The following is a 22,199-nucleotide window of genomic DNA, read 5'->3' as shown; positions in this document are numbered from 1 at the left end:
CATGACCATGACCATGACCATGACCATGACCATGACCATAAAGATTGATTTGCGGAATTTAAGCAAACAAAAGGCGCTGATTAGCGCCTTTATTTGTTCTGTAGTTACATCAGCTTCTCAAGGGTGATGGGCAATTCCCTGACCCGTTTACCTGTTGCATGATAAACCGCGTTGGCTATTGCGGCAGCGAGGCCGGTGATGCCTATTTCTCCGAGGCCCTTTGCGCCCACTTCACTGAAGTTGTAGTCGGGCTTATCGAGGAATATTACCTCCAGCTCATCAGGCATATCACCGTGAACAGGCATCAGATACTCCGCGATATTGTTATTAATTGGGCGGCCGGTCCGCTCGTCATATTCGGTGTGTTCAAACATCGCCATGCCGATACCCATCACAATGGCACCTTCAACCTGGTTAGCTGCTGTCTTATGGTTAACAATTTTGCCTACATCAATGGCACTAACGACACGGGATACCCGTAAGTCGGCGATTTCAGGATCCCAGCGAATTTCCACAAAGTGAGCGCCGAATACCCGGCTGGAATACCCTTCTTTCATAGCGCCATCGGTACTGCCTTCGCCTTCCGCGCTTCCTGCCTTAATGGCCTTGAGGATGTCGCTGAACGACCGCGCGGTGCCTGATTGCGAAGAAAGTTGCCCGTTTCTAAATGTAAGGTCTTCTTCACTTTCACCGGCAAAAGGAGACTTGTCCATCACCGCATAGGTTTTCAGTTCAGATATGGCATTCTCACAGGCTTGCTTCACTGCCGGAAGCAAACTGGCTGTTGCCCATGAGCCACCGGAAAGCGGGCCGGCCACTAAGTCAGAATCACCGATTTTGACCTCTACTTTTTCCACCGGTATGCCTGTAGCGGCAGATACGGTCTGGGCCATGACATTGTACGTGCCGGTACCAATGTCCTGCACCGCACAAGACACGCGTACTTTACCATTAGCTAAGAAGGAAACCCTGGCTTTGCTGGATGATTTCATCGCATCCCAGGCACATGCTGCTACACCCCAGCCAAGGATGTCTTTACCATCGCGCATAGAACCCGGTTCCGGATTGCGTTTATCCCAGCCGAATTTAGCCGCGCCTTTGTCGTAGGCTTCTAAGATGTTGATATCAGACCAGGGTAAGTCTTCTACCTGATTACGGTCAGTGAAGTTTTTCCGGCGTAAGGTCAGCGGATCCATATTCATCGCCACAGCCAGTTCGTCCATGGCTGATTCCAGCGCAAAGATGCCCGGCGCGGCACCCGGCGCCCTCATGGCGGCAGGGCTGCCAGTGTTCATCTGAATTACGCTGTTGGCAATATCCACATTGGGGCATTTATAAAAAATCGGCGCGGTACGGCCGGCGGTTTCCACCCGTATATCAATTTCTGATGTGCTGTTAAGCGTATGCTGAGTCATAGACGTCAGATTACCCTCAGCATCGGCACTGATTTTAAAGGTTTGCTCTGTGGCAGACCGGTGGCCTGTGGTGGTAAACATCTGCGCTCTGGGGACCATGAAATGTACCGGCTTACCTACTTCCCGTGAGATTGCCGCTGTAGCTATACAATGGGGCCAGGTAAACAACTTACCACCGAATCCTGAGCCTAAAAACGGCGTACGCACCACGACATTCTCAGGAACCAGACCAAATACCCTTGCAAGGGTGTTACGGCTGAATGTCACGCCTTGTGTGGCTTCATAAACCACCAGTTTGCCGTCTTCCCATTGCGCCGCTGTGGCATGCATTTCCATAGGGTTGTGGGTTTCAAAAGGTGTGGTGTAAACCGCTTCATGCTTATACGCCGATTGGGTGTAGGCTGCCTCTGCGTCTCCACGGCTTTTCTCTGAAGGTTTCTGCTCTATGGGAGACACACCTGCCGTTCTGGCCTGTTTTATAGAGGTCACAGATTGAGCTTCTGAATAGGTGACTTTCACCTTCAATGCGGCTTCGCGGGCTTTCGCAAAGCTGTTCGCCACAACATAAGCGACAAGCTGACCGGCATAATAGATGGTGTCATCTTCAAATGGCAGACGGCTCTCATCGACTTTAAGCCCCTTGGCCATGTTCGCAGGCACATGGTAAAGCTTGTCTGTAAAGTGGTTGTGGTGAAACACATCTACGACTCCCGGCATTTGTCTGGCCGCCGAGGTATCGAGGGATGTGATTTTTCCCTTAGCGATAGTGCTGTACACACCGTAGCCGTAAAGCATGCCGGGCAGATGGTTATCGGCAGAATATTTTGCCCGTCCGGTCAGCTTATCCGGTCCGTCAACGCGGGGAAGGGCGGCGCCCATGATGTCGCTGGCATTTAAGTCAATAGTCATGGTGTCCTCCTACGCGGTGATGGTTTTAAGGCTGCGGACAATCGCTTGTTGTCCCAGTGGAATTTTAAACCCGTTCTGAGACTGGGGCTTGGCTGCCGCAAAGGCGATAGCTGCTGCCTTCTCAAACGCCGACTGAGACGGTGTTTTACCTTTCAACGATTGCTCTGCCTCATAGGCACGCCAGGGTTTTGTACCTACTCCGCCCATCGCAATGCGGGCGTCGCTGATGGTTGAGCCCGAGAGGGACACAATTACGGCACTGGATGCCAGCGCAAACTGATAAGACGCTCTGTCTCTCAGTTTCAGGTAGTGTGACCGGTTATCCGGCAAGGGCTTGTCTAAAATTACGTGGGTGATGAGTTCGCCCGGGGCCAGATCGTGCTCTTTGTCCGGACTGCTGCCCGGTAGCAAATGAAAGTCGGTAAAAGGAATTTCCCTCTCTCCTTCGGGGCCGGATACTAAAATCGTGGCACCAATGGCGGCCATCGCCACACACATGTCTGACGGATGGCTGGCAATACAGTGTTCGCTGGTGCCCAGCACTGCATGAACAGAACGGTTATTGCCTTCTATGGCTGAGCAACCGCTACCCGGCGCCCGCTTGTTACAGGGTGATACGCCGTCGCGGTAGTACGGGCAGCGTACTTTTTGCATCACGTTGCCGCCGGTAGTGGCTTTATTACGTAAAGATGTTGAAGCTCCGGAGAGCAAGGCTTCTGATAAAACAGCGTAATGCGATTTCACCTCAGGATGCCAGGCAAGGTCGTTGTTGGTGACCAGTGCGCCAATTTTAAGCCGCCTGTCTTTTAATTTTTCAATGTCGTACAGGGGCAGGCTGTTGATATCCACCAGGGTATCAGGCTGCATTACATCCAGCTTCACCAGGTCAATAAGGGTCGAGCCGCCGGCCAGAAACGCATTGGCTTGTGTCGCCTTTGCCTTCACTGCCTGTGCAGCATTTTCTGCTCTGATATAAGAAAATTGTCGCATGATGCCTCCTTACACGTGTTTGCTGGCTTGCTGCATAGCAGAAAGAATATTCTTGTACGCACCACACCGGCAGATGTTGCCACTCATGGCTTCCCGCCAGGCTTCAGGACTGGCCGGAATATCATCACTGCGAATCACATAATCTGCGGTCATCATCTGTCCGGCAGTACAGTAGCCGCACTGAAAGGCATCATTTTCGTGAAAGGCTTTTTGCACCGCACTCATCTCACCATTTTCTGATAATCCTTCGATGGTGGTGATGTCATCGCCATCGTGCATCACCGCCAGACTCAAACAGCTGTTAATGACTTTGCCGTTCACATGCAGGTTGCAGGCACCGCACTGACCGTGGTCACAGCCTTTCTTGGTACCAGTCAGTTGCAGGTCGTCACGAAGTACATCCAGCAACACTGCATTAGGTTGTACTTTCATTTTCCGGGTTTCACCGTTGATCTTAAGGGTGATAGCTACTTTCGACAGCGCTTCCGGGTCATTCTCTTCAATGGCTGATACCGGAGCTGAGGCACTTCTGGCTGCGCAGCCACTTGCCGCTACGGCAACGCCGGATACGCCAACGCCCTTAAGGAAGTTACGGCGTGAACGGGATGCCGTGCTGCTTTTAAAAACTTCTCCGTTTTTCTGATATGGCTTCAACTTATCTTGTGCCATGGATCACTCCTGTTCGGTCTGTGGTGAGGGTGGTGCATAAATGCCAGTGAAATTCAAAAGAAAAACTCAGTGTGGAATGGTGAACTGATGCATAAACTTTCACTGTAACGGTCCACATGCCTACGGGGACGGTGTATGGCTGAGATCAACCTGTGCAGATGGAAAGGGCGGGACAGACCCGCTCTCATTATTTTAGTTTATGAAAATCAGCTTGTTAGGAATTGATGAAGAGAACTAATAGGCGAAAGTTTAATGATTCATTGATCTTTATCCGCGTGATAATTCCGCAATTTGTGGTGCTTTTCATTCACAGAAACTGACGGTACTTGTGTCTGCTGTGATGTACAGAAACGGATGGTTTACTGATATTAGTTTTCAGTGTGCTCTTTAGCCGGCAGTGACGAACAGGTATGCTGGGTATGTTTCCTCAATACAACGACAGGACGAATAACGATGACAAAAACCGAACCTATGGAAACGACATTTGACGTACGCTTTTATGAAACCGACGGGCTTGGTCACGTGGGTAACACCGTGCATGTGGGATGGCTGGAAGCCGCAAGAGATCCTCTGTTCCGGCTGTTTGTACCAGATCTGGACTTAACCGCCTGGCCACTGATTCTGGCCAGCTACAAGGTCGACTTTCTGAAGCAAATTTATTACGGAAAATCCGTCACCGTGAAAACATGGGTAGGGCGTCTGGGGAGCAGTTCTTTTGATGTGTATCAGGAGATCTGGCAGGAGGGTGAGCACTGCGCAACGGGAACGACCACCATGGTGCATTTCAATTACAACACGCAAAAAGCCGAACCTGTTCCTGATGCAGTAAGGGAAAAGATGCAGAATTGGTTGAAGGACTAGCCGATGTACGGAAAAGACACAGATTTTATTACGGTAACAGACGATGTACTGTCACCGGAGCTATGTAAAGATATCATCGCTGCATTTGATGGCAGCGCCAACCTTGCTCCCGGCAAAACCGGCGGAGGGATTGATACTGATAAAAAGCGCAGCACAGATGTTTCCTTCACTCAGGATCCTGTATTCCAACCCTTTCACAAAGAGGTAATGACGAAGACGGGAAATGAACTGTTAAAGTATATTGATGAGTATTTCTTTGCGCTGGTGGGGCCCATTGGCCTTACAGTGAGACATCCGCAAACCGGGCAACCGGTGAAGCTTACCGGCGACAACTATGCGGAAGTGGGGCGCCCGAATCTGGCCAATATGGTGAATTATTTGTTCAGGATCGGGGATATCAATACCCAGCGCTATAAAGCCGCAGAAGGGGGTTACCCGTACTGGCATTCAGAAGTCTATCCGCAACTTCAACACAACGATGCCCTGCACCGCGTTATGCTGTTTATGTTTTACTTAAATGATGTAGAAGAAGGCGGGGAAACGGATTTTTACTATCAGGGAAAAAGTATCAAGCCAAAAGCGGGCAGAATGGTCATAGCACCCGCCCACTTTACTCACACTCACCGGGGCAATATTCCGGTGAGTAATGATAAGTACATACTCACTTCATGGATGTTGTTCAACCGCGCTGAACAAATCTATACGCAGTAATTTATCCGGCTTATTCTGTGATATCAGTACGCCGCCACTGAGACTCCTGTCATACGGTAACCTACTGAGGCGATGTCACCTTTCCAACCTTCGGTAGAAAGGGTGCCGGTTACCCAGATGGCGTCGTATAAATCTTCGATGGCGACGCCTTTTTCAAAGGTCACATGAACGATTTGGTTGGATGCCGGTGGCGGAACGTGAATACATGCACCGAAATAGGGAACCAGTAAAAATTCTGTGGTCAGTTCGTCAGTACCTTCAAGCGGCACCACAAATCCCGGAATTTTAACCAGCTTGTCATTGTACTTTTCAACCACAGGGGCATCGGGCTGCAATTGCGCCATGGTGCTTTCGTGGCTGGCAACCGGCGGCGGAGCGAGTTCGTTAAAGCCCGGCGGGACCAAATCTTCCCAGTAAACCTCTTCAGGTTCGTTTGCCAGTGCTGGCATTGCCATGACAGACATGATCAGGGTTAGCATTACGGTGATTTTGTGTGATAAAGCCATAGTTCACTCTTGTCGTTATTACTGTGTCGCCGGAGGCAGCATTTCAGGATACAGATACTATTATCGCACGGATCCCTGAAGGGGAAAGTGCCGTTCGGCGATGGCTGATGCCTGATAGACGAAAGATACAAAAAAGCGGCATGTCCTTAACGGATCACGCCGCTTTTGAGAGAAGCTGTTTTTTACAGCATCGGCTTCAGGAAACGGCCGGTATGAGACTGCTTCGCTTTAGCAATGTCTTCCGGTGTACCTTCTGCGATGATCTGACCGCCCCCTGAACCGCCTTCGGGGCCAAGGTCGACCAGCCAGTCAGCGGTTTTGATAACATCCAGATTGTGTTCAATTACCACGACTGTGTTGCCATGATCTCTCAAGCGGTGCAGTACAGCCAGCAACTGTTTAATATCATGGAAATGCAGACCGGTGGTCGGCTCATCCAGAATGTAAAGTGTCTGGCCGGTGTCCCGCTTCGACAATTCTTTTGCCAGCTTCACCCGTTGCGCTTCACCACCTGACAGCGTTGTTGCAGCCTGGCCTAAACGCACATATGACAAGCCTACATCAATCAGTGTTTGCAGCTTACGGGCTATGGCAGGAATGGCGTCAAAGAACTCTCTGGCCTCTTCCACCGTCATTTCCAGCACTTCGTGGATGTTCTTCGCCTTATACTGAATTTCCAGCGTTTCACGGTTGTACCGTTTGCCTTTACATACATCACATGGCACGTATACGTCTGGCAGGAAGTGCATTTCTACCTTAATGACACCGTCGCCCTGACAGGCTTCACAGCGGCCACCTTTTACGTTAAAGCTGAAGCGGCCCACTTTGTAACCCCGTGAACGGGCTTCCTGTGTACCGGCAAACAATTCACGGATGGACGTAAAAATGCCTGCATAAGTGGCCGGATTCGAGCGGGGCGTACGGCCAATCGGGCTCTGATCGATGTCGACCACTTTATCCATCATTTCCAGCCCTTCCATGGTTTTGTAAGGAGCCGGCTCAGATGTAGTGGCTTTGTTCAGTTCGCGGTGCGCAATTTTAAAGAAGGTATCATTAATCAGCGTCGATTTGCCTGAACCCGATACACCGGTAACACAGGTCATCACGCCAACCGGGATCTTCAGGGTTACATCTTTCAGGTTGTTGCCTGAGGCACCTTTCAGCGTTAACCATTTATCATCTTTCGCACTGTTGCGCTTTTCCGGTACTTCAATTTTCTCACGACCAGACAGATATTTGCCGGTAAGTGAGTCTTCACTGTCAAGAATGTCCTGCATGGTGCCGGCAGCAATGACCTGACCACCATGAACACCAGCGCCGGGGCCGATATCAACAATGTAATCCGCCTCGCGGATAGCATCTTCATCGTGCTCAACAACCAATACAGTGTTACCTAAATCCCGAAGGTGCGTGAGCGTCTTCAACAGACGTTCGTTATCACGTTGGTGCAGACCGATGGAAGGTTCATCGAGTACGTACATAACGCCGACAAGTCCGGCGCCAATCTGGCTGGCCAGACGGATACGTTGTGCTTCACCGCCTGAAAGGGTGTCGGCACTGCGGGACATAGACAGGTAATTCAGACCTACGTTTACCAGGAAGCCCAGGCGGTCGAGAATTTCTTTCAAAATCTTCTCGGCAATCTGCGCTTTCTGCCCGCTCAAACTCAGTGTTTCAAAGAAATTAAAGGCGTCGGCGATAGACATATCTGCGATTTTCGGCAGATTGGTGCCTTCAATAAATACGTTTCGCGCTTCCGTACGCAGTCGTGTTCCGCCGCAGCTGTTACAGGGTTGCTGACTCAGGTTTTTAGCCAGTTCTTCCCTGACTGCATTGGACTCAGTTTCACGGTAGCGACGTTCCATATTCGGGATGATGCCTTCGAACGGATGCTTGCGCTCCATCACATCGCCGCGCTCGTTAATGTACTTGAAATTCAGTGACTTACCTTTCGAACCGTACAGCACCACATCACGGGCCTCGTCAGAGAGCTCGCTGAAAGGCGCTGTAAGGCTGAATTTGTAGGCATCGGCGACAGCTTGCAGCATCTGAAAGTAGTAGTAGCTTCGTTTATCCCAGCCACGGATCGCGCCGCCGGATAAACTCAGTTCATCATTCGAGACCACCAGAACCGGATCGAAGAACTGTCTTGTTCCCAGTCCGTCACAAGTGGGGCACGCACCGGCAGGATTGTTAAATGAGAACAACCGTGGCTCCAGTTCACTTAAACTGTAACCACAGTGGGGACAGGCAAAATTTGCGGAGAACATGATTTCGTCCGCGTCCGGTTCATCCATATAAGCGACTTTGGCATTTCCGCCAGCCAGTTCCAGTGCTGTCTCAAAGGACTCTGCCAGACGAAGTTGCAGATCGTCCCGCACTTTAAACCGGTCGACCACCACTTCAATGGTGTGCTTCTTGCGCAAATCCAGTTCGGGTGGATCGGATAAATCACACACTTCGCCGTCGATGCGGGCCCGGATAAAGCCTTGCGCAGCAAGATTCTGCAATGTTTTGACGTGCTCACCTTTCCGTTCCTGAATCACCGGTGCCAGCAGCATCAGCTTGGTACCTTCAGGCATAGACAGCACTTTATCTACCATCTGACTGATAGTCTGGGCGTCCAGCGGTACATCGTGATCAGGACAACGTGGTGTACCGACCCGCGCAAACATTAAACGTAAGTAATCATAAATTTCTGTAATGGTACCAACGGTTGAGCGGGGGTTATGCGATGTCGACTTCTGTTCAATGGAAATGGCCGGTGACAACCCTTCGATATGATCCACGTCCGGTTTTTCCATCATTGATAAAAATTGACGGGCATACGCCGACAATGATTCAACATAACGTCGCTGACCTTCAGCGTACAGTGTGTCGAATGCTAATGAGGATTTACCGGAGCCAGACAGACCCGTAATCACAACAAGTTTGTCTCTGGGAAGGGTTAAATCGATGTTTTTAAGGTTGTGGGTGCGGGCACCGCGAATTTCGATTTTATCCATTGAAGCCTGAGAATTGCCAAAAGAGAAAGTATGCCACAACGGGCACGAAAATTAATCATTAACTACGTTTAAGTTATTAGTGGGATCACACCCGGAGCATTATCAGACACTGGGCGAATGTTGGATTTGTGTTACACTTCGCGGCCTGAGAAAGAGAAGCACGGGAACACACTTGAACGCACTTGAAGTTCGCGCCGCATTAGCACTGGCGCTGGTATATGTATTGCGCATGATGGGGCTGTTTATGGTCATGCCCGTGCTGGCCGTGGCGGCGATGGATTACCCTGATTATTCACCTTTGCTGGTGGGTCTGGCGATAGGTGGTTACGGACTGACTCAGGCAGCGCTGCAAATTCCCATGGGCATGATGTCAGACCGTTGGGGCCGCAAACCGGTTATTCTGCTCGGACTGTGTATTTTTGCTGCCGGCTCTTTTATTGCCGCATCAGCCGACAGCATGGTGATGATGATTGCAGGACGCATCTTGCAGGGGGCGGGTGCTATTGCCGGTGCAATTATGGCGCTGGCCACTGACGTGAGCCGGGAAACCCAGCGTGCCAAAGTCATGGCTGTCATTGGCATTGCCATTGGCTTCTCATTCTATCTCGCGGTACTGGTCGGTCCCTTAATTGCCCAGAACTGGGGACTGTCCGGCGTATTTGGTGTCACCGGTGTGCTTGCTATTTGTTGTATGCCGCTGGTCAAATGGGTGGTGCCTGATGTCAGTATCAGCGCCAGCGGAGATACCCTTCCGCATGTGTCTGAAATCAAATCTCTGTTTGTTTCACCCCAGCTCTGGCGACTGAATATCAGCGTGATGGCGTTACATATGATGATAACCCTGTTGTTTGTTCAATTGCCCATTACTCTGACTCAGTTTGATATGACACTGGAGAGCCACTGGACGATTTATTTACCGGTATTAGCCGTGTCGATTATCGGTCTGATAGTGCTGATGGGGATCAGCCGGGGACAAACGCCGAAATCCGTGGTGATTACCGCTGCAGCGTTGATGATGACCGCTTTTCTGATGCTGAATATGCAGGACCACCACATGTGGGTCGTGTTTGCCGCAGTCATCCTGTTTTTTACCGGGTTTAATTATCTGGAAGCCAGCCTGCCGGCACTGGTCTCTACTATTGCTCCGGCCGGTCAAAAGGGCAGTGCAATGGGCATTTATGCCAGCTTTCAGTTCTTCGGGGCGTTTCTGGGCGGTGTCTTGTCCGGCGTTGTGACTGACATCTGGACACCTAAAACCGCCTACCTCGCAGGCGCTATTGGTGCATGTGTCTGGATGGTCATATTGTTTGGCCTGAAAGAAGTGATGAAGCTGAAGCGGCTTTCCATGCAGGTATCATTCGATAAAGTTGATCCTGCGGTACTGGAAACTGAACTGCATAAACTGGAAGGTGTCCATGAAGTGGTGGCTTCCCGTGAGGAAAGTGCAGTTTATCTGAAAATCACCAAAGCATTTGATACGTCGGCCGCGCGGGCGCTGCTGGCAAAATACGCCTGATGTTTCAGGTGTTCCGGTATTCATCCTGATTTCCGTTGCTGCCGTATCCTGATTACTATGCGGCGGCAACGGATTACTGTAATGTATTCTGCTGTAATGTCCCTGATAGTTAAATGAGCGTAGAGTTAAGTGTTCAGATTGGTTCGTAATTTTCTTTTGCTGGCATGTGTTTTTCAGCTTTCGGGCTGTGCTATTGATGTCAGTTCCTCCAGTTTCCTGCATCAGGATGCGTCCGCGTCCGGCCTTGATACCACTGCACTGAGTCAGGCTGTGAATAAAGATGAAGCGGCGATGACCATTACTACGGTAGAAATCGTGAATGGTGAAGAGTTGACACTTAAAGGTGTGGCTGTGGCGTATCCGGACCCTATCGTCAACGTTGTATTGTTTGCTGACAATGGCATGACCATCAGTAAAAATTCAGCGCTGTTGCACGAGTTTGGAAAGCTGCCGGCGAATGTGTTGTGGGTAGATTATCAGGGCACGGGGGCCAGCGATAAGGCCAAAAGAGCAAGAATGTACAATCTCAAACGGGATTCTCTGCTGGTTTACGATTACGCTAAAGAAGTGTTCGCCAATGATTTACCCACGGTGGTACACGGCATTTCCATGGGGACCATTTTCGCCAGCTATGTAGCGGTGAAGCGGGACATCGACGGTCTGGTGCTCGATAGTGCAATTAACAAAGTGAATGATGTTGTGCAGAACATGGTGCCGGACTGGACTAAAACATTCACCTTTCTGAAAGTGTCTCCGGAACTGGCGATTATCGAAAACGATGATTTTATCCGTCAGTTTGATAAGCCGCTTTTCCTGGTGGTAGGAGACAAAGACCGTACTACGCCGATCACGTTCAGCCGGGAGTTGTATGAAGTGTCACCCAGCATGGATAAGTGGATTTACGTTGTACCGGGCGGTAAGCACAACAAGTCTATGACATATCCCGATGTGAAAGGGCAGTACCGGATGTTCGTGCGCTCGCTGAAGTCCGGCAGATAAAGACTACGCGGCGCAACAGGCAAAAGAGCGGCATGGCCGCTCTTTTTCGTTTCAGGCTATTTTCTGAAGTTGGTTTCTGAGGTTGCAGCCCAGAATGCGAAGGCGCTGAAGATCCCGGTATTTACCTTCAGTGCTTCCGGCTCAACTTTATCCAGCGTATCGTTCTCAGTGTGGTGGTAGTCGAAATAATCACTGCCGTCCGGAGAGAAGTTAATCGCCGGCTGACCGGCTTCGCCCAGTGCGCTCATGTCCGACTGGCCCTTAGCGTCGTTTTTGTCTGACATTCCCACACCGTAAGGTGCAAGGTATTCAGCAAAGTCACGCACTTCAGACAGTGCCTGTGTGCCCACGCCCGGAGTCAGTTCGTAAATAGCGCCGTTACCAAAATCCCACTCTGCGCCAATGACGTGCTTATCCATATCATTCTTATGCTGCACAACATAATCTTTAGCTCCATAGAGTCCGATTTCTTCAGCAGCAAACAGAATTACCCGTACAGTGCGGGCCGGACGCTGTGGTAATTCAGCAATGTAATGGCCTGTCGCCAGCGTAATGCCAATGCCGATACCGTCATCAATGGCGCCGGTGCCCACATCCCAGCTGTCCAGGTGCGCACCCAGCGTGACAACTTCTTCAGGGTGTTCACTGCCGGTCACATCGCCGATAACATTGGCGATGGTCGCTACGCGGCCCGTAGGCCCGCTGGCAGACGTATTGAGGGAAAACATGACCGGCTCATCACGGGTCAGCATATTATCCAGTAAATCTGCGTCGGGATTTGAAATCGCCACAGCAGGAATGCGTTTAATGTTTTCTTCGTATTGCATCACCCCGGTGTGAGCCAGTCGGTTGTCATCGGTGCCCACCGAGCGTAACAGAAATGCTACAGCGCCTTTTTCAGCTGCAATAGATGCACCGGCTACTCTGGCACCAACGGCTTTACCGTAGCCGTGTCCGTCTTTGTGGCGTTCCATGCGGTAAGCTACATAGGCTATTTTGCCGTCAAGAGAACCGGGCTTGGCGGCTTTCAGTGCGTCCAGCGTAGCAAACCGGACAACTTCAGCTTCAAGGGGTTTACCGTCTGTTCCCACACTGCCGCCAAGTGCCAGCGCTGTGACTTTATGGGGGTAGGGGGCTGAAATTGACGCGGTTAAATCGCCGCGGGTCCACAGGGGAACCTTGCTTTCTTCAATCCATACTTTATCGAAACCCAGGCGCTTCATGGTGTCCTGAGCCCACACGACAGCCTTTTCAGAACCGGGTGTCCCGGCCAGTCTGGGGCCGACTTCTGTGGTCAGAGATTCGATGATCTGATAAGACAGATTGTCCTGTCTTGCATTGGTTTGTAATAAATCCAGAATGACTTTCTGATCGTCAGTGACTGCCTGACTTTGCAGAGGAAGCGCGAAACAGGCACCGGTTAGCAGTGCCAGCAGGGTTTTATTTTTCATTGTTGTTCCTGTTTAGCGGAAGCGGGTTGAGAACCCTACTTTAACGCCTGTTGTGTTCGCAATTCACGGCATTTACGACCGTTACGGCAATGCAAAGGATTAAAGGGCTCAGTTACCCTGCCAGGGAAACACCAGAGGGACAAACCAGTATGTGACTGCGAAAACTATCAGAAGAAGCGGTGTGCCCAGCTTAATGAAATCGATAAAACGGTAACGGCCCGGCTCAACCACAAGCGTGACCACCGGGGAGGCCACAGGGGTTAGAAATGCCGCAGAGGCAGCAAACAATACCGTCACTGCCAGCGGATAGGGAGATACTCCTGCCTGTTCTGCAGCAGTAATGGCAATCGGGGCCATCAGTACCGCTGATGCGGTATTAGAAAGAAAGTTGGTAAGTACCACGGTGATAAAAAATAGCATCACCAGCAGTACTTGCGGATCTTTTCCTCCCGCCAGTGTCATCAACATATCGACAATCATTTTCGTTCCGCCGCTGGTATCCAGGGCTGTGGCAAGGGGAAGCATGCCGGCAATCAGCACCAGAGACTGCCAGTGTATCGCCCTGTAAGCCTCTTCAGCAGATAAGCACCGCCCTGTTACTGCCACCGCTACCAGCATCAGAACGGCGATGACCAGTGGCATGACATCGAACAGCGAAATCAACACCATCGCGGCAACAATAGTGAGTGCCAGCGGCATTTTTTTATAAGCGGGTGCAACGTCATCTCCTTCTGATGCCCGTTCAAGGACAACGAAGTCGTGGTTCTGATCTTCCAACGCTTTAATGTTTTTCCAGGCGCCGGTCACCAGCAGGCTGTCAGACGGGACCAGCCGCACATCTTCTGCAGCAGGTATGGCTTGCTGATTGCGGCGAAGGCCAATGACATCCAGATGATAGCGGTCGCGGAACCGCACATCCTTAATTGTTTTCCCTGCCAGCCGGGAATTCGGGTGAATAAGCACTGCTGTTGCACCAAGCTCCCAGTTTTCCTGTTGTTTCTGCGTTGCCGACAGTGTTACCGGTTGTAGCTGAAGTGAAGTACAGGCTATGTGAAGTTGCTCAGGAGCGCCTGAAAGATGAAGAATATCTTTTTCCGATAGCACAAAACCGGCGTGGGGCGCTGTGAAATACTGATGTTGTCCGTTTTGATGGCGGGCAATGCCGATAATGCGGATGCCGTAACCGGTATAGAGTCCGCTCATCCCGACAGTCACGCCGTTCAGTGCGCTTTTGGCGCTTATCATCACATCAGTGATCTCGCGGTCGCTGCGGTAATCTTCCATCAGATGCGCCAATTTCCGGTGATAGATATCCGGAACCTGCGCAGCATCGTTCTGTGGCAGTAATTTACGGCCTGCAAAGACAACAAAAATAATGGTTGCAGCAAGAATGAGCAGGCCGGGTAACGAGAAGGAAAAGAACCCTAACGGCGCGTAGCCGGACTCACTGAGCCTGGCGCTGATCACCAGATTTGGCGGCGTGGCAATCAGTGTGAGCATTCCTGAGACCAGTGCGGCGAATGACATGGGCAGCAACAGTGACGACGCAGGCAGCTGATTGCGTTTTGCGATACCGAGAATGACAGGGATGAAAATCGCCACCACCGCAGTAGAGCTCATGATGGCACTCAGAAAGGCGCTGGCAAGCATAATAATGGCCAGCAGGCCGTGTTTGCTCTTCTTGCCGGCAGACTGAATGATGTCGCCAGTGATACTGGCTACGCCGGTTTTATCCAGCATTTCACCGATGACCAGCAGACCGGCAATCAGTACAACCACGCTGTTGCCAAAGCCGGATACCGCCTCGCGGGCAGACATGATGCCACTGAGGGTAAGGGCTGAAATGACTCCGATGGCAATAAAATCGTAGCGCACTTTATTGCTGAGCATGGCTGCTGCAGCCAGGGCTATCAGTCCGAATACAAACCAGGCATGAAGGGATGCGTCCAGTGCAAACACAGGCTTATTCCGTGTGAGAATGAAAGAATTCTCAGCTTACTCTGCCTGTGCCTGTCTGAACAGACCCTGATATGCGCAGGATCAATTAAACCCTGAGTTCATCCGGTACACGGCATACACGGGTGCCGGCAATATGATCATGAACACAGCGATGGTCTTTCCTGAAGATAAATGCAATGTTGATAAGGCCAAGTATGCCGCCAATAAAAGGTATGTTGGTGACAACCTGAACCGGCAGGAACCGCATCAGCAGAATACGGCCTAAACCAGCCTGACGGTCCTGTAAATCTTCTATCCGGATATTCAAAAAACGCTTTCCTACCGTTTGACCGAAATGAAACAACAGATATCCGTTAATCACGATATAAATCAGAATGCTGTAAACAAGGCCGGTGACCACTAATGTCATATCGGGGTTTTCGAGGGCTTCAAGGCCTGTGTAGAAGAAAAACGGAAGGGATGCGAGTATCGAAATCACTATATCAATGACAGCCGCAGCAAACCTTTCTCCCCGTGATGCCAGACGTTCTTCTGTTGCTGCCTGTGTGACTTCCTCAAATTCTGCCATGAATGCTCCTGATGTTTTCCCGCGTGATGCCAGGAGCACATAATGTCAGGGAATCGGAGAAAAAACAAAAAGCCCACAAAAAAAGGGCGCATGAAGCGCCCGAGGTATTCTCGCAAAGGAGAGCAGGAAACCATGAAAACGCTGGTAATGGGGTTACAGGGCTTCAGGTTTTCCCTGACAGCCACAATCCGGTGACTGTCGGAGTTATCATTTCACCCTTTTCAGCAGCTTTCGAGCGACTTTACCTATCTTGACTGATCTTTACCTTGAAGGCGGGCGTCCCACTGATTCCCGTTTAACAATAGTCGGGGTGTACTTATAAGTGTCTTCTGATGTTTTTGTATTCCCGCTGGCATAGCTCAAAGCCAGTTCGGCGGCGCGGGCTGCCATCATTTCTATCGGGTAGCGCAGAGTGGTAAGTTTCGGGCGACAGTATTTTGCCAGCAGAACGTCATCATATCCGATCACAGACACCTGCCCGGGAATCTCCAGGTTGTGATCCTGCAACATAGACATCGCGCCGGAAGCCATGGCGTCGTTGTAGGCCATTATGCCGGTAAACTCGATCCCCCTTGCCAGCAAATTCTGCACAGCCTGCTCGCCTCCTTCCTGATCCGGCGTACCATATTCAATATGACTGTCGGGAACAGAAAGGCCGAATTCTGCCATCGCATTGCGTATTCCCTGTAAGCGCATGGCGGGATCAGCAATTTGATAACGGCTTGAAATTACTGCCAGTTTGCTATGACCCTGTTTTATCATGTGTTCAGCCATGATCTGCCCGCCGGCTTCGTTATCCAGCCAGACGCAGCGGTTGGCGATTTCAGGAATATACCGGTTTATCAGCATGAACCCCGGGATCTGAGACGCAAACTGAATAATCTCTTCGTCCGGTAACGCTTTGCTGTGCACCACCATGGCTTCAACCCGGTGTTCCAGCAAAGTTTCAATTGCCCTGCGTTCTGTCGACTGCTCAATGGAACCGGCACTGAGCAGGATCTGGACTTCCTGTTTACGGGTAACGGTTTCAATACCATGAGCCAGGGTGGCGAAGAAGGGATCATGAAATTCGGGGATCACAACGCCCAAAGATGCACTGCGCTTTGTTACCAGTGCGCGGGCATTGGCATTCGGCCGGTAGCCCATTTCTTCCATGATTTTTTTCACACGTTCCCGTGTGGCGTCGCCTACTTTGGGGCCGTTATTGATAACCCGTGACACAGTTGCCAGCGACACGCCCGCGGCGGTAGCGATATCTTTTATAGTTGCCATTGTGTAGCCAGTGCGGCCCTTGTACAGGTTTGCTCAGCGGAATTGTTCTACCAAATCACGCTTAGCTCACCGGATTAAGGGTAAATGTTTTCATTTATTTGCCGTCTATCTTATGAATATTTCAACCGATTGCATTAAAAAAATCCTGACGAATGCTTTCACAAAGGCAAAAATCCTTTAACAGAGCCTTTTCAAAAAGAGGGAAAACGTATACCCTATTTGTTGCGTATGTGTTAATGTTTAACGTAAGCGTTGTGTGAATGACCGGATTTCAGGCACAGTAGGGCTTACAGAAACAATTTTCAGAGAATGTGATTTTGCCAAAGATAACTCAAGCCCCGTTCGGACAAGTAAATGACAAACCCGTCAGCTTGTTTACCCTGACAAATGACAACGGAATGACCGTGAAGATCACCAACTATGGCGGCATTGTCACGGCTATTCTGGCGCCAGACAGAGACGGTAACTTCGCAAATGTTGTCGCCGGTTTTGAAAGCATTGACGACTACGTTAAAGATGGCGCTTTTTTAGGGGCACTCGTCGGGCCTTACGCTAACCGCATTGCAAACGGACGTTTTGCTATTGGCGACACGGTGTACGAACTGGAGCAGAATTCAGGCACAAATAATTTACACAGCGCCAGCGCCGGTATTAACAAAAAGTGCTGGCAGGTGGTCACTGACAGTAATGATACGGTTGCTACGTTAACCCTGTCGCTGGATTGCGCTGACGGGGAAGGTGGTTTTCCGGGCACACGGCACATTGAAGCTGTCTATGCGCTGAATAACGACAACGAAGTGCTGCTGACGATGACAGTTAACAGTACGGCGAAATCGCCGTTAAGTCTTACCAGTCACAGCTACTTCAATCTGGCCGGAAGCGGTGATGTGCTTGCCCATAAAGTGATGATTAATGCCGGCAGATTTACCCCGGTGGGACCTGAATTTGTGCCAACCGGAGAATTACAGGAAGTCAGCGGTACACCTTTTGATTTCAGGAAATTAAAACCTGTTGGTCAGGATATCGGCGCAGATGATGCGCAAATACGCGCGGGCAGCGGGTACGACCATAATTTTGTGCTCGATACTTTTCCTGCGGATGAAGATGAGCCTGCAGCGCAGGTTGTCGATGAAACCAGCGGCCGTGTGATGACGGTATGGACTAACACGCCGGGCATTCAGTTTTACAGCGCCAACGGATTGAGTGGCGCATCCGGTGATACTGCAACGTTTACCGATGACGGTGCACTGTGTCTGGAACCGCAGGCATTTCCTGATACGCCTAATCAGCCGTCGTTTCCTCTGGGCTGGGTTGAGCCGGGGGAAGCCCATGTAACGCGCATAAAATACGGTTTTTCAACGCAATAATTACCCACTTTCCTGTGATTACACAGGAAAGATTTATTTTAAAAGGTTAAACGTTTACCTGATTTGTGCGGTCTTAAGGCACAAGAAGGTAGCAGAGTAATGAGAGAAGCAATGACAACAGCATTTGACCCGACCGACCATCCTCACCGCCGGTTTAATCCGCTGACAGGAGAGTGGGTGTTAGTGTCTCCCCACCGTGCAAAGCGTCCGTGGCAGGGCCAGAATGAACCGCCTTCAAATGAAGAGCGTCCGCAATACGACGAAACCTGCTATCTGTGTCCCGGCAATACCCGCGTGAACGGTGAATTGAACCCGGCGTATACCGGTACTTATGTATTCACGAACGATTTTGCTGCCCTGCAACAGGATACGCCGGATGCGTCATCCGATGATCCCCTTTTCACTTTTCAGGCTGAACAGGGCTGCAGCCGGGTTATTTGTTTCTCACCCGACCACAGTAAAACCCTGCCTGAGCTCAGCGACGCAGAGCGTCTTGACGTGGTGAAATGCTGGGTTAAACAAACTGAAGAACTGGGTGCAGATTACACCTGGGTCCAGGTGTTTGAAAACAAAGGTGCCCTGATGGGTTGTTCAAACCCCCATCCCCATGGTCAGGTGTGGGCACAGCATCATTTACCTACGCTGGCGGAAAAGAAACAAGCCCGCTTTACGGCGTATACCGAAAAATACGGCACCAGTTTATTGCTTGATTACGTGAAGCGTGAAACAGAGGCTGATGAACGGGTTGTCTGTAAAAATGATGACTGGGCTGTTGTAGTACCGTACTGGGCAGCGTGGCCGTTTGAAACACTGCTGTTACCCCGTTTTGAAGCCAATTCACTGCTTGCTTTAACCGCCGGCCAGCAACAGAGCCTGGCTGAAATCATTGGCAACATTACCACCCGTTACGACAACCTGTTCGAGACTTCTTTTCCTTACTCTATGGGCTGGCACAGTGCGCCATTCGATAATAAAGCCCATGGCGAATGGGGACTGCATGCGCATTTCTTCCCGCCGCTACTGCGTTCTGCATCGGTACGCAAATTCATGGTGGGTTATGAAATGATGGCTGAAGCCCAGCGGGATCTGACCCCGGAGCAGGCAGCGCAACGATTAAAAGATTTACCGGAAGTTCACTATAAAAAGGCACGAAGCCATGACTGATAACGCACAACTTATTTCCGCTTTTGAAGCGGCTTTCGGCAGCACCCCTGCGGTCACTGTACAGGCTCCCGGCCGGGTAAACCTGATAGGCGAACATACTGACTACAATGAAGGCTTTGTATTTCCGGCAGCAATTAACTTTGGTACCTGGATCACGGCGTCGCCCAGAAATGACCGTGTTATTGATGTGGTAGCGCTGGATTATGACGGTCAGCGTAATACTTTCTCTCTGGATAACATTGAGCATGTCAAAGAGGCGACCTGGTCGAACTATATTCGCGGTGTATGTAAGGTGCTGCTGACCCGTTATCCTGATTTAAAAGGGGCTGATGTGGTGGTGACAGGCAACGTACCACAAGGCGCCGGATTAAGTTCGTCGGCGTCATTTGAAGTCGCGATTGTGAAAATGTTCAAGGCACTTTACAACCTCGACGTAAACGGGGTCGAAGCTGCGTTACTCGGCCAGAAGGCGGAGAATACCTTTGTCGGTTGCTCCTGCGGCATCATGGACCAGTTAATTTCAGCCATGGGCAAGAAAGATTCTGCCATGTTGCTGGATTGCCGTTCTCTGGCTATTCAGCATACGCCAATCCCCGACAAGTACAGTATTGTCATCATTAACTCTAATGTGAAACGCGGGCTGGTAGACAGCGAATACAATGTGCGTCGTCAGCAGTGTGAAGCGGCTGCAGAAGCACTGGGTGTGAAAAGCCTGCGGGAAGCCGGTATGGCCATGCTGGACGCCGCGAAAGATAAAATGACAGACGTGGTATACCGCCGTGCACGGCATATCATCACAGAAAATATCCGTACTCTGGCTATGTTTGATGCGCTCAATGAAGATCGCACTGCTGACGTCAGTGAGTTGATGGCTGCCTCACATGCCTCCATGCGGGATGACTTTGAGATCACGGTAAAACCTATCGACACACTGGTAGAAATTGTCAGTGACGTTATCGGACAGCAGGGTGGTGTGCGGATGACCGGCGGCGGCTTCGGTGGTTGTGTTGTGGCACTGGTGCCAAAAAATCTGCTGAGTCAGGTAGAAGAAGCCGTTAATAAACATTATTATGCGCGGACCGGGTATAAACAAAACATTTACATTTGCTCGGCTGAACAGGGGGCGTTTGCCTGACTGTCATAAGACATTCTGATAAAAATAACATTCTGTTGGGAAATAATATGAACATTGAGACGTTGGATATCACAGTCTTTGTGATATATGTCATCGCGCTTATTGGGATCGCATGGTGGGTCTCCCGCGAGGAGAAAGGCCATGAGAAGGATACCAATGATTACTTCCTTGCTGGCTCAAGCCTGCCCTGGTGGGCGATTGGGGCATCATTGATCGCTGCTAACATTTCCGCTGAACAAATCATCGGAATGTCCGGCTCTGGTTATACCATCGGTTTAGCCATAGCTTCTTATGAGTGGATGGCAGCCATAACGTTGCTGATTGTAGGTAAGTTCTTCCTGCCAATCTTCCTGAAGCATAAAATTTACACCATGCCCCAGTTCCTGGAACAGCGCTATGACCACCGTGTGCGTGTCGTTATGGCGGTATTCTGGCTGGCAGTATACGTATTCGTGAACCTCACGGCTGTATTGTGGCTGGGTGCGCTGGCTATTAATACCATCGCCGGCGTAGACATGATGTACGGTATGTTGTTCCTTGGCGTGTTTTCACTGGCCTATTCACTGTACGGCGGCCTGAAGGCTGTGGCCATGACCGATATCATCCAGGTAGTGTTGTTAGTGCTGGGCGGTCTGTTCCTGTCATACACGGCGCTGAACCTGATCAGTGACGGTAACGGTGTGATTCAGGGATTTGTTGATATCACAAACCGTCTGCCGGAAAAATTCGATATGATTCTTTCTGAAGATAATCCGCACTATAAGAGCTTGCCGGGTATCTCTGTACTGATTGGCGGTATGTGGATCATGAACCTGTCTTACTGGGGCTTTAACCAGTACATCATTCAGCGTACTCTGGCTGCTAAAAGCGTTAAAGAAGCGCAGAAAGGGATCGCGTTTGCGGCATTCCTTAAACTGCTGATGCCTTTGATTGTGGTGTTACCGGGTATTGCTGCGGTCATGCTGGTGCCGGATCTGAACCGTGCTGATGAGGCTTACCCTTCTCTGATGACATTAATGCCGGTTGGTCTGAAAGGTTTGATCTTCGCCGCACTGGTAGCGGCTATCGTGTCTTCACTGGCATCAATGACCAACAGTGTTTCTACCATCTTCACCATGGATTTCTACAAGCCTAAAAATCCGGATAAACCACAAAATCACTATGTGAAAGTGGGCCGTATTGTCAGTCTGGTGTCGTTAATCATTGCTATGCTGGTGGCTAAACCGCTACTGGGTAACTTTGATCAGGCATTCCAGTATATTCAGGAATTCACCGGCTTCTTCACGCCGGGCATAGTTGCCCTGTTTGCACTGGGTATGTTCTGGAAGAAAACCACAGCAAATGGTGGTCTGGTTGCTGCGCTGGGGTCGTTCTTCTTCAGCCTTGCGGGCCGTATGTTCTTCCCTGACGTTCCCTTCATTGACCGTGTAGGCATTGTATTTTTGATGTGTGTGGGTCTGGCCGTGCTGATTTCTCTGTCTGAGAAAAAGGGCAACCACGACAATGCTATTGAACTGGGTGAAGTCAGCTTTGCGACGTCCTCCGGCTTCAATATCGCAGCCATTGCAATCACACTGGTAACTGCAGCGTTCTACATTACCTGGTGGTAATAAATCGCCGGTGAGTATGAATTGAAAACCGCCTCCGGGCGGTTTAATTAGATGGTCCGCCTCACCTCTAAGCTAGTCTTAGAGTTAGGCAA

At 50.5% G+C, this 22,199-nt stretch carries 17 protein-coding genes; 8 read left to right on the top strand and 9 right to left on the bottom strand.

Features of this window, described 5'->3' with window-relative positions:
- Positions 1-104: 104 nt before the first annotated feature.
- From AC4PME_RS18930 to AC4PME_RS18920, 3 genes are read right to left on the bottom strand one after another with little or no spacing between them, the layout of a single operon-like run.
- On the bottom strand, positions 105-2,324 hold the full coding sequence (locus AC4PME_RS18930) for a xanthine dehydrogenase family protein molybdopterin-binding subunit (RefSeq protein WP_491046601.1): 2,220 nt from the start codon (positions 2,322-2,324) through the stop codon (positions 105-107).
- 9 nt (positions 2,325-2,333) lie between these two features.
- Positions 2,334-3,314, bottom strand: a complete 981-nt coding sequence (locus AC4PME_RS18925; RefSeq protein WP_491046602.1) for an FAD binding domain-containing protein — start codon at positions 3,312-3,314, stop codon at positions 2,334-2,336.
- Between the two features lie 9 nt (positions 3,315-3,323).
- Positions 3,324-3,983: a (2Fe-2S)-binding protein gene (locus AC4PME_RS18920; protein ID WP_491046603.1), complete on the bottom strand. Its 660-nt coding sequence runs from the start codon at positions 3,981-3,983 to the stop codon at positions 3,324-3,326.
- 453 nt (positions 3,984-4,436) lie between these two features.
- Here AC4PME_RS18920 and AC4PME_RS18915 point away from each other — a divergent pair, with 453 nt between their 5' ends.
- Positions 4,437-4,844: an acyl-CoA thioesterase gene (locus AC4PME_RS18915; protein WP_119502899.1), complete on the top strand. Its 408-nt coding sequence runs from the start codon at positions 4,437-4,439 to the stop codon at positions 4,842-4,844.
- A 3-nt stretch (positions 4,845-4,847) separates the two neighbouring features.
- The gene (locus AC4PME_RS18910; protein WP_119502898.1) at positions 4,848-5,555 is read left to right on the top strand and encodes a 2OG-Fe(II) oxygenase; all 708 of its coding nucleotides are present in this window, start codon (positions 4,848-4,850) and stop codon (positions 5,553-5,555) included.
- Between the two features lie 23 nt (positions 5,556-5,578).
- Here AC4PME_RS18910 and AC4PME_RS18905 read toward each other — a convergent pair whose 3' ends face one another.
- Positions 5,579-6,061 (bottom strand): DUF3299 domain-containing protein, encoded by a 483-nt coding sequence (locus tag AC4PME_RS18905; protein ID WP_303572175.1) that lies wholly within the window; start codon positions 6,059-6,061, stop codon positions 5,579-5,581.
- A gap of 182 nt (positions 6,062-6,243) precedes the next feature.
- Positions 6,244-9,066 carry an excinuclease ABC subunit UvrA gene (gene uvrA, locus AC4PME_RS18900; RefSeq protein ID WP_491046604.1) on the bottom strand — a complete coding sequence of 941 codons (2,823 nt, stop codon included), beginning with the start codon at positions 9,064-9,066 and terminating at the stop codon, positions 6,244-6,246.
- A 172-nt stretch (positions 9,067-9,238) separates the two neighbouring features.
- On the opposite strand from uvrA, the gene AC4PME_RS18895 reads away from it, so the two are divergent.
- Complete coding sequence (locus AC4PME_RS18895; protein ID WP_119502895.1) at positions 9,239-10,582, top strand: MFS transporter; 1,344 nt, start codon at positions 9,239-9,241, stop codon at positions 10,580-10,582.
- Between the two features lie 129 nt (positions 10,583-10,711).
- On the top strand, positions 10,712-11,581 hold the full coding sequence (locus tag AC4PME_RS18890; RefSeq protein ID WP_119502894.1) for an alpha/beta hydrolase: 870 nt from the start codon (positions 10,712-10,714) through the stop codon (positions 11,579-11,581).
- A gap of 56 nt (positions 11,582-11,637) precedes the next feature.
- On the opposite strand, the gene AC4PME_RS18885 is transcribed toward AC4PME_RS18890, so the two are convergent.
- The 4 genes from AC4PME_RS18885 to AC4PME_RS18870 all read right to left on the bottom strand — a co-directional run bounded on the left by AC4PME_RS18885 (position 11,638) and on the right by AC4PME_RS18870 (position 16,831).
- A complete protein-coding gene (locus tag AC4PME_RS18885) occupies positions 11,638-13,032 on the bottom strand; it encodes a M28 family peptidase (RefSeq protein ID WP_119502893.1) in 1,395 nt (464 codons plus the stop codon).
- Between the two features lie 108 nt (positions 13,033-13,140).
- Positions 13,141-14,991 carry an SLC13 family permease gene (locus tag AC4PME_RS18880; RefSeq protein WP_491046605.1) on the bottom strand — a complete coding sequence of 617 codons (1,851 nt, stop codon included), beginning with the start codon at positions 14,989-14,991 and terminating at the stop codon, positions 13,141-13,143.
- A gap of 85 nt (positions 14,992-15,076) precedes the next feature.
- On the bottom strand, positions 15,077-15,559 hold the full coding sequence (locus AC4PME_RS18875) for an RDD family protein (protein ID WP_119502891.1): 483 nt from the start codon (positions 15,557-15,559) through the stop codon (positions 15,077-15,079).
- A gap of 261 nt (positions 15,560-15,820) precedes the next feature.
- Positions 15,821-16,831 carry a LacI family DNA-binding transcriptional regulator gene (locus tag AC4PME_RS18870; protein WP_119502889.1) on the bottom strand — a complete coding sequence of 337 codons (1,011 nt, stop codon included), beginning with the start codon at positions 16,829-16,831 and terminating at the stop codon, positions 15,821-15,823.
- 311 nt (positions 16,832-17,142) lie between these two features.
- Between AC4PME_RS18870 and AC4PME_RS18865 the strand changes: the two genes are divergently transcribed.
- The 4 genes from AC4PME_RS18865 to AC4PME_RS18850 all read left to right on the top strand — a co-directional run bounded on the left by AC4PME_RS18865 (position 17,143) and on the right by AC4PME_RS18850 (position 22,107).
- Positions 17,143-18,198 carry an aldose epimerase family protein gene (locus AC4PME_RS18865; protein ID WP_119502888.1) on the top strand — a complete coding sequence of 352 codons (1,056 nt, stop codon included), beginning with the start codon at positions 17,143-17,145 and terminating at the stop codon, positions 18,196-18,198.
- Between the two features lie 111 nt (positions 18,199-18,309).
- Entirely contained in the window at positions 18,310-19,362 is a 1,053-nt protein-coding gene (locus AC4PME_RS18860; protein WP_119503521.1) for a UDP-glucose--hexose-1-phosphate uridylyltransferase, read from the top strand.
- On the top strand, positions 19,355-20,497 hold the full coding sequence (gene galK, locus AC4PME_RS18855; protein ID WP_119502887.1) for a galactokinase: 1,143 nt from the start codon (positions 19,355-19,357) through the stop codon (positions 20,495-20,497). Before AC4PME_RS18860 ends, galK begins: the two co-directional genes overlap by 8 nt.
- 47 nt (positions 20,498-20,544) lie before the next feature.
- Positions 20,545-22,107 (top strand): sodium/sugar symporter, encoded by a 1,563-nt coding sequence (locus tag AC4PME_RS18850; RefSeq protein ID WP_491046606.1) that lies wholly within the window; start codon positions 20,545-20,547, stop codon positions 22,105-22,107.
- Positions 22,108-22,199 lie beyond the last annotated feature (92 nt).

The sequence above is a fragment of the Alteromonas sp. genome, assembly GCF_984505615.1.
Note: the sequence above shows the minus strand (reverse complement) of the source record. Positions and strands in the feature narration are given on the sequence as shown.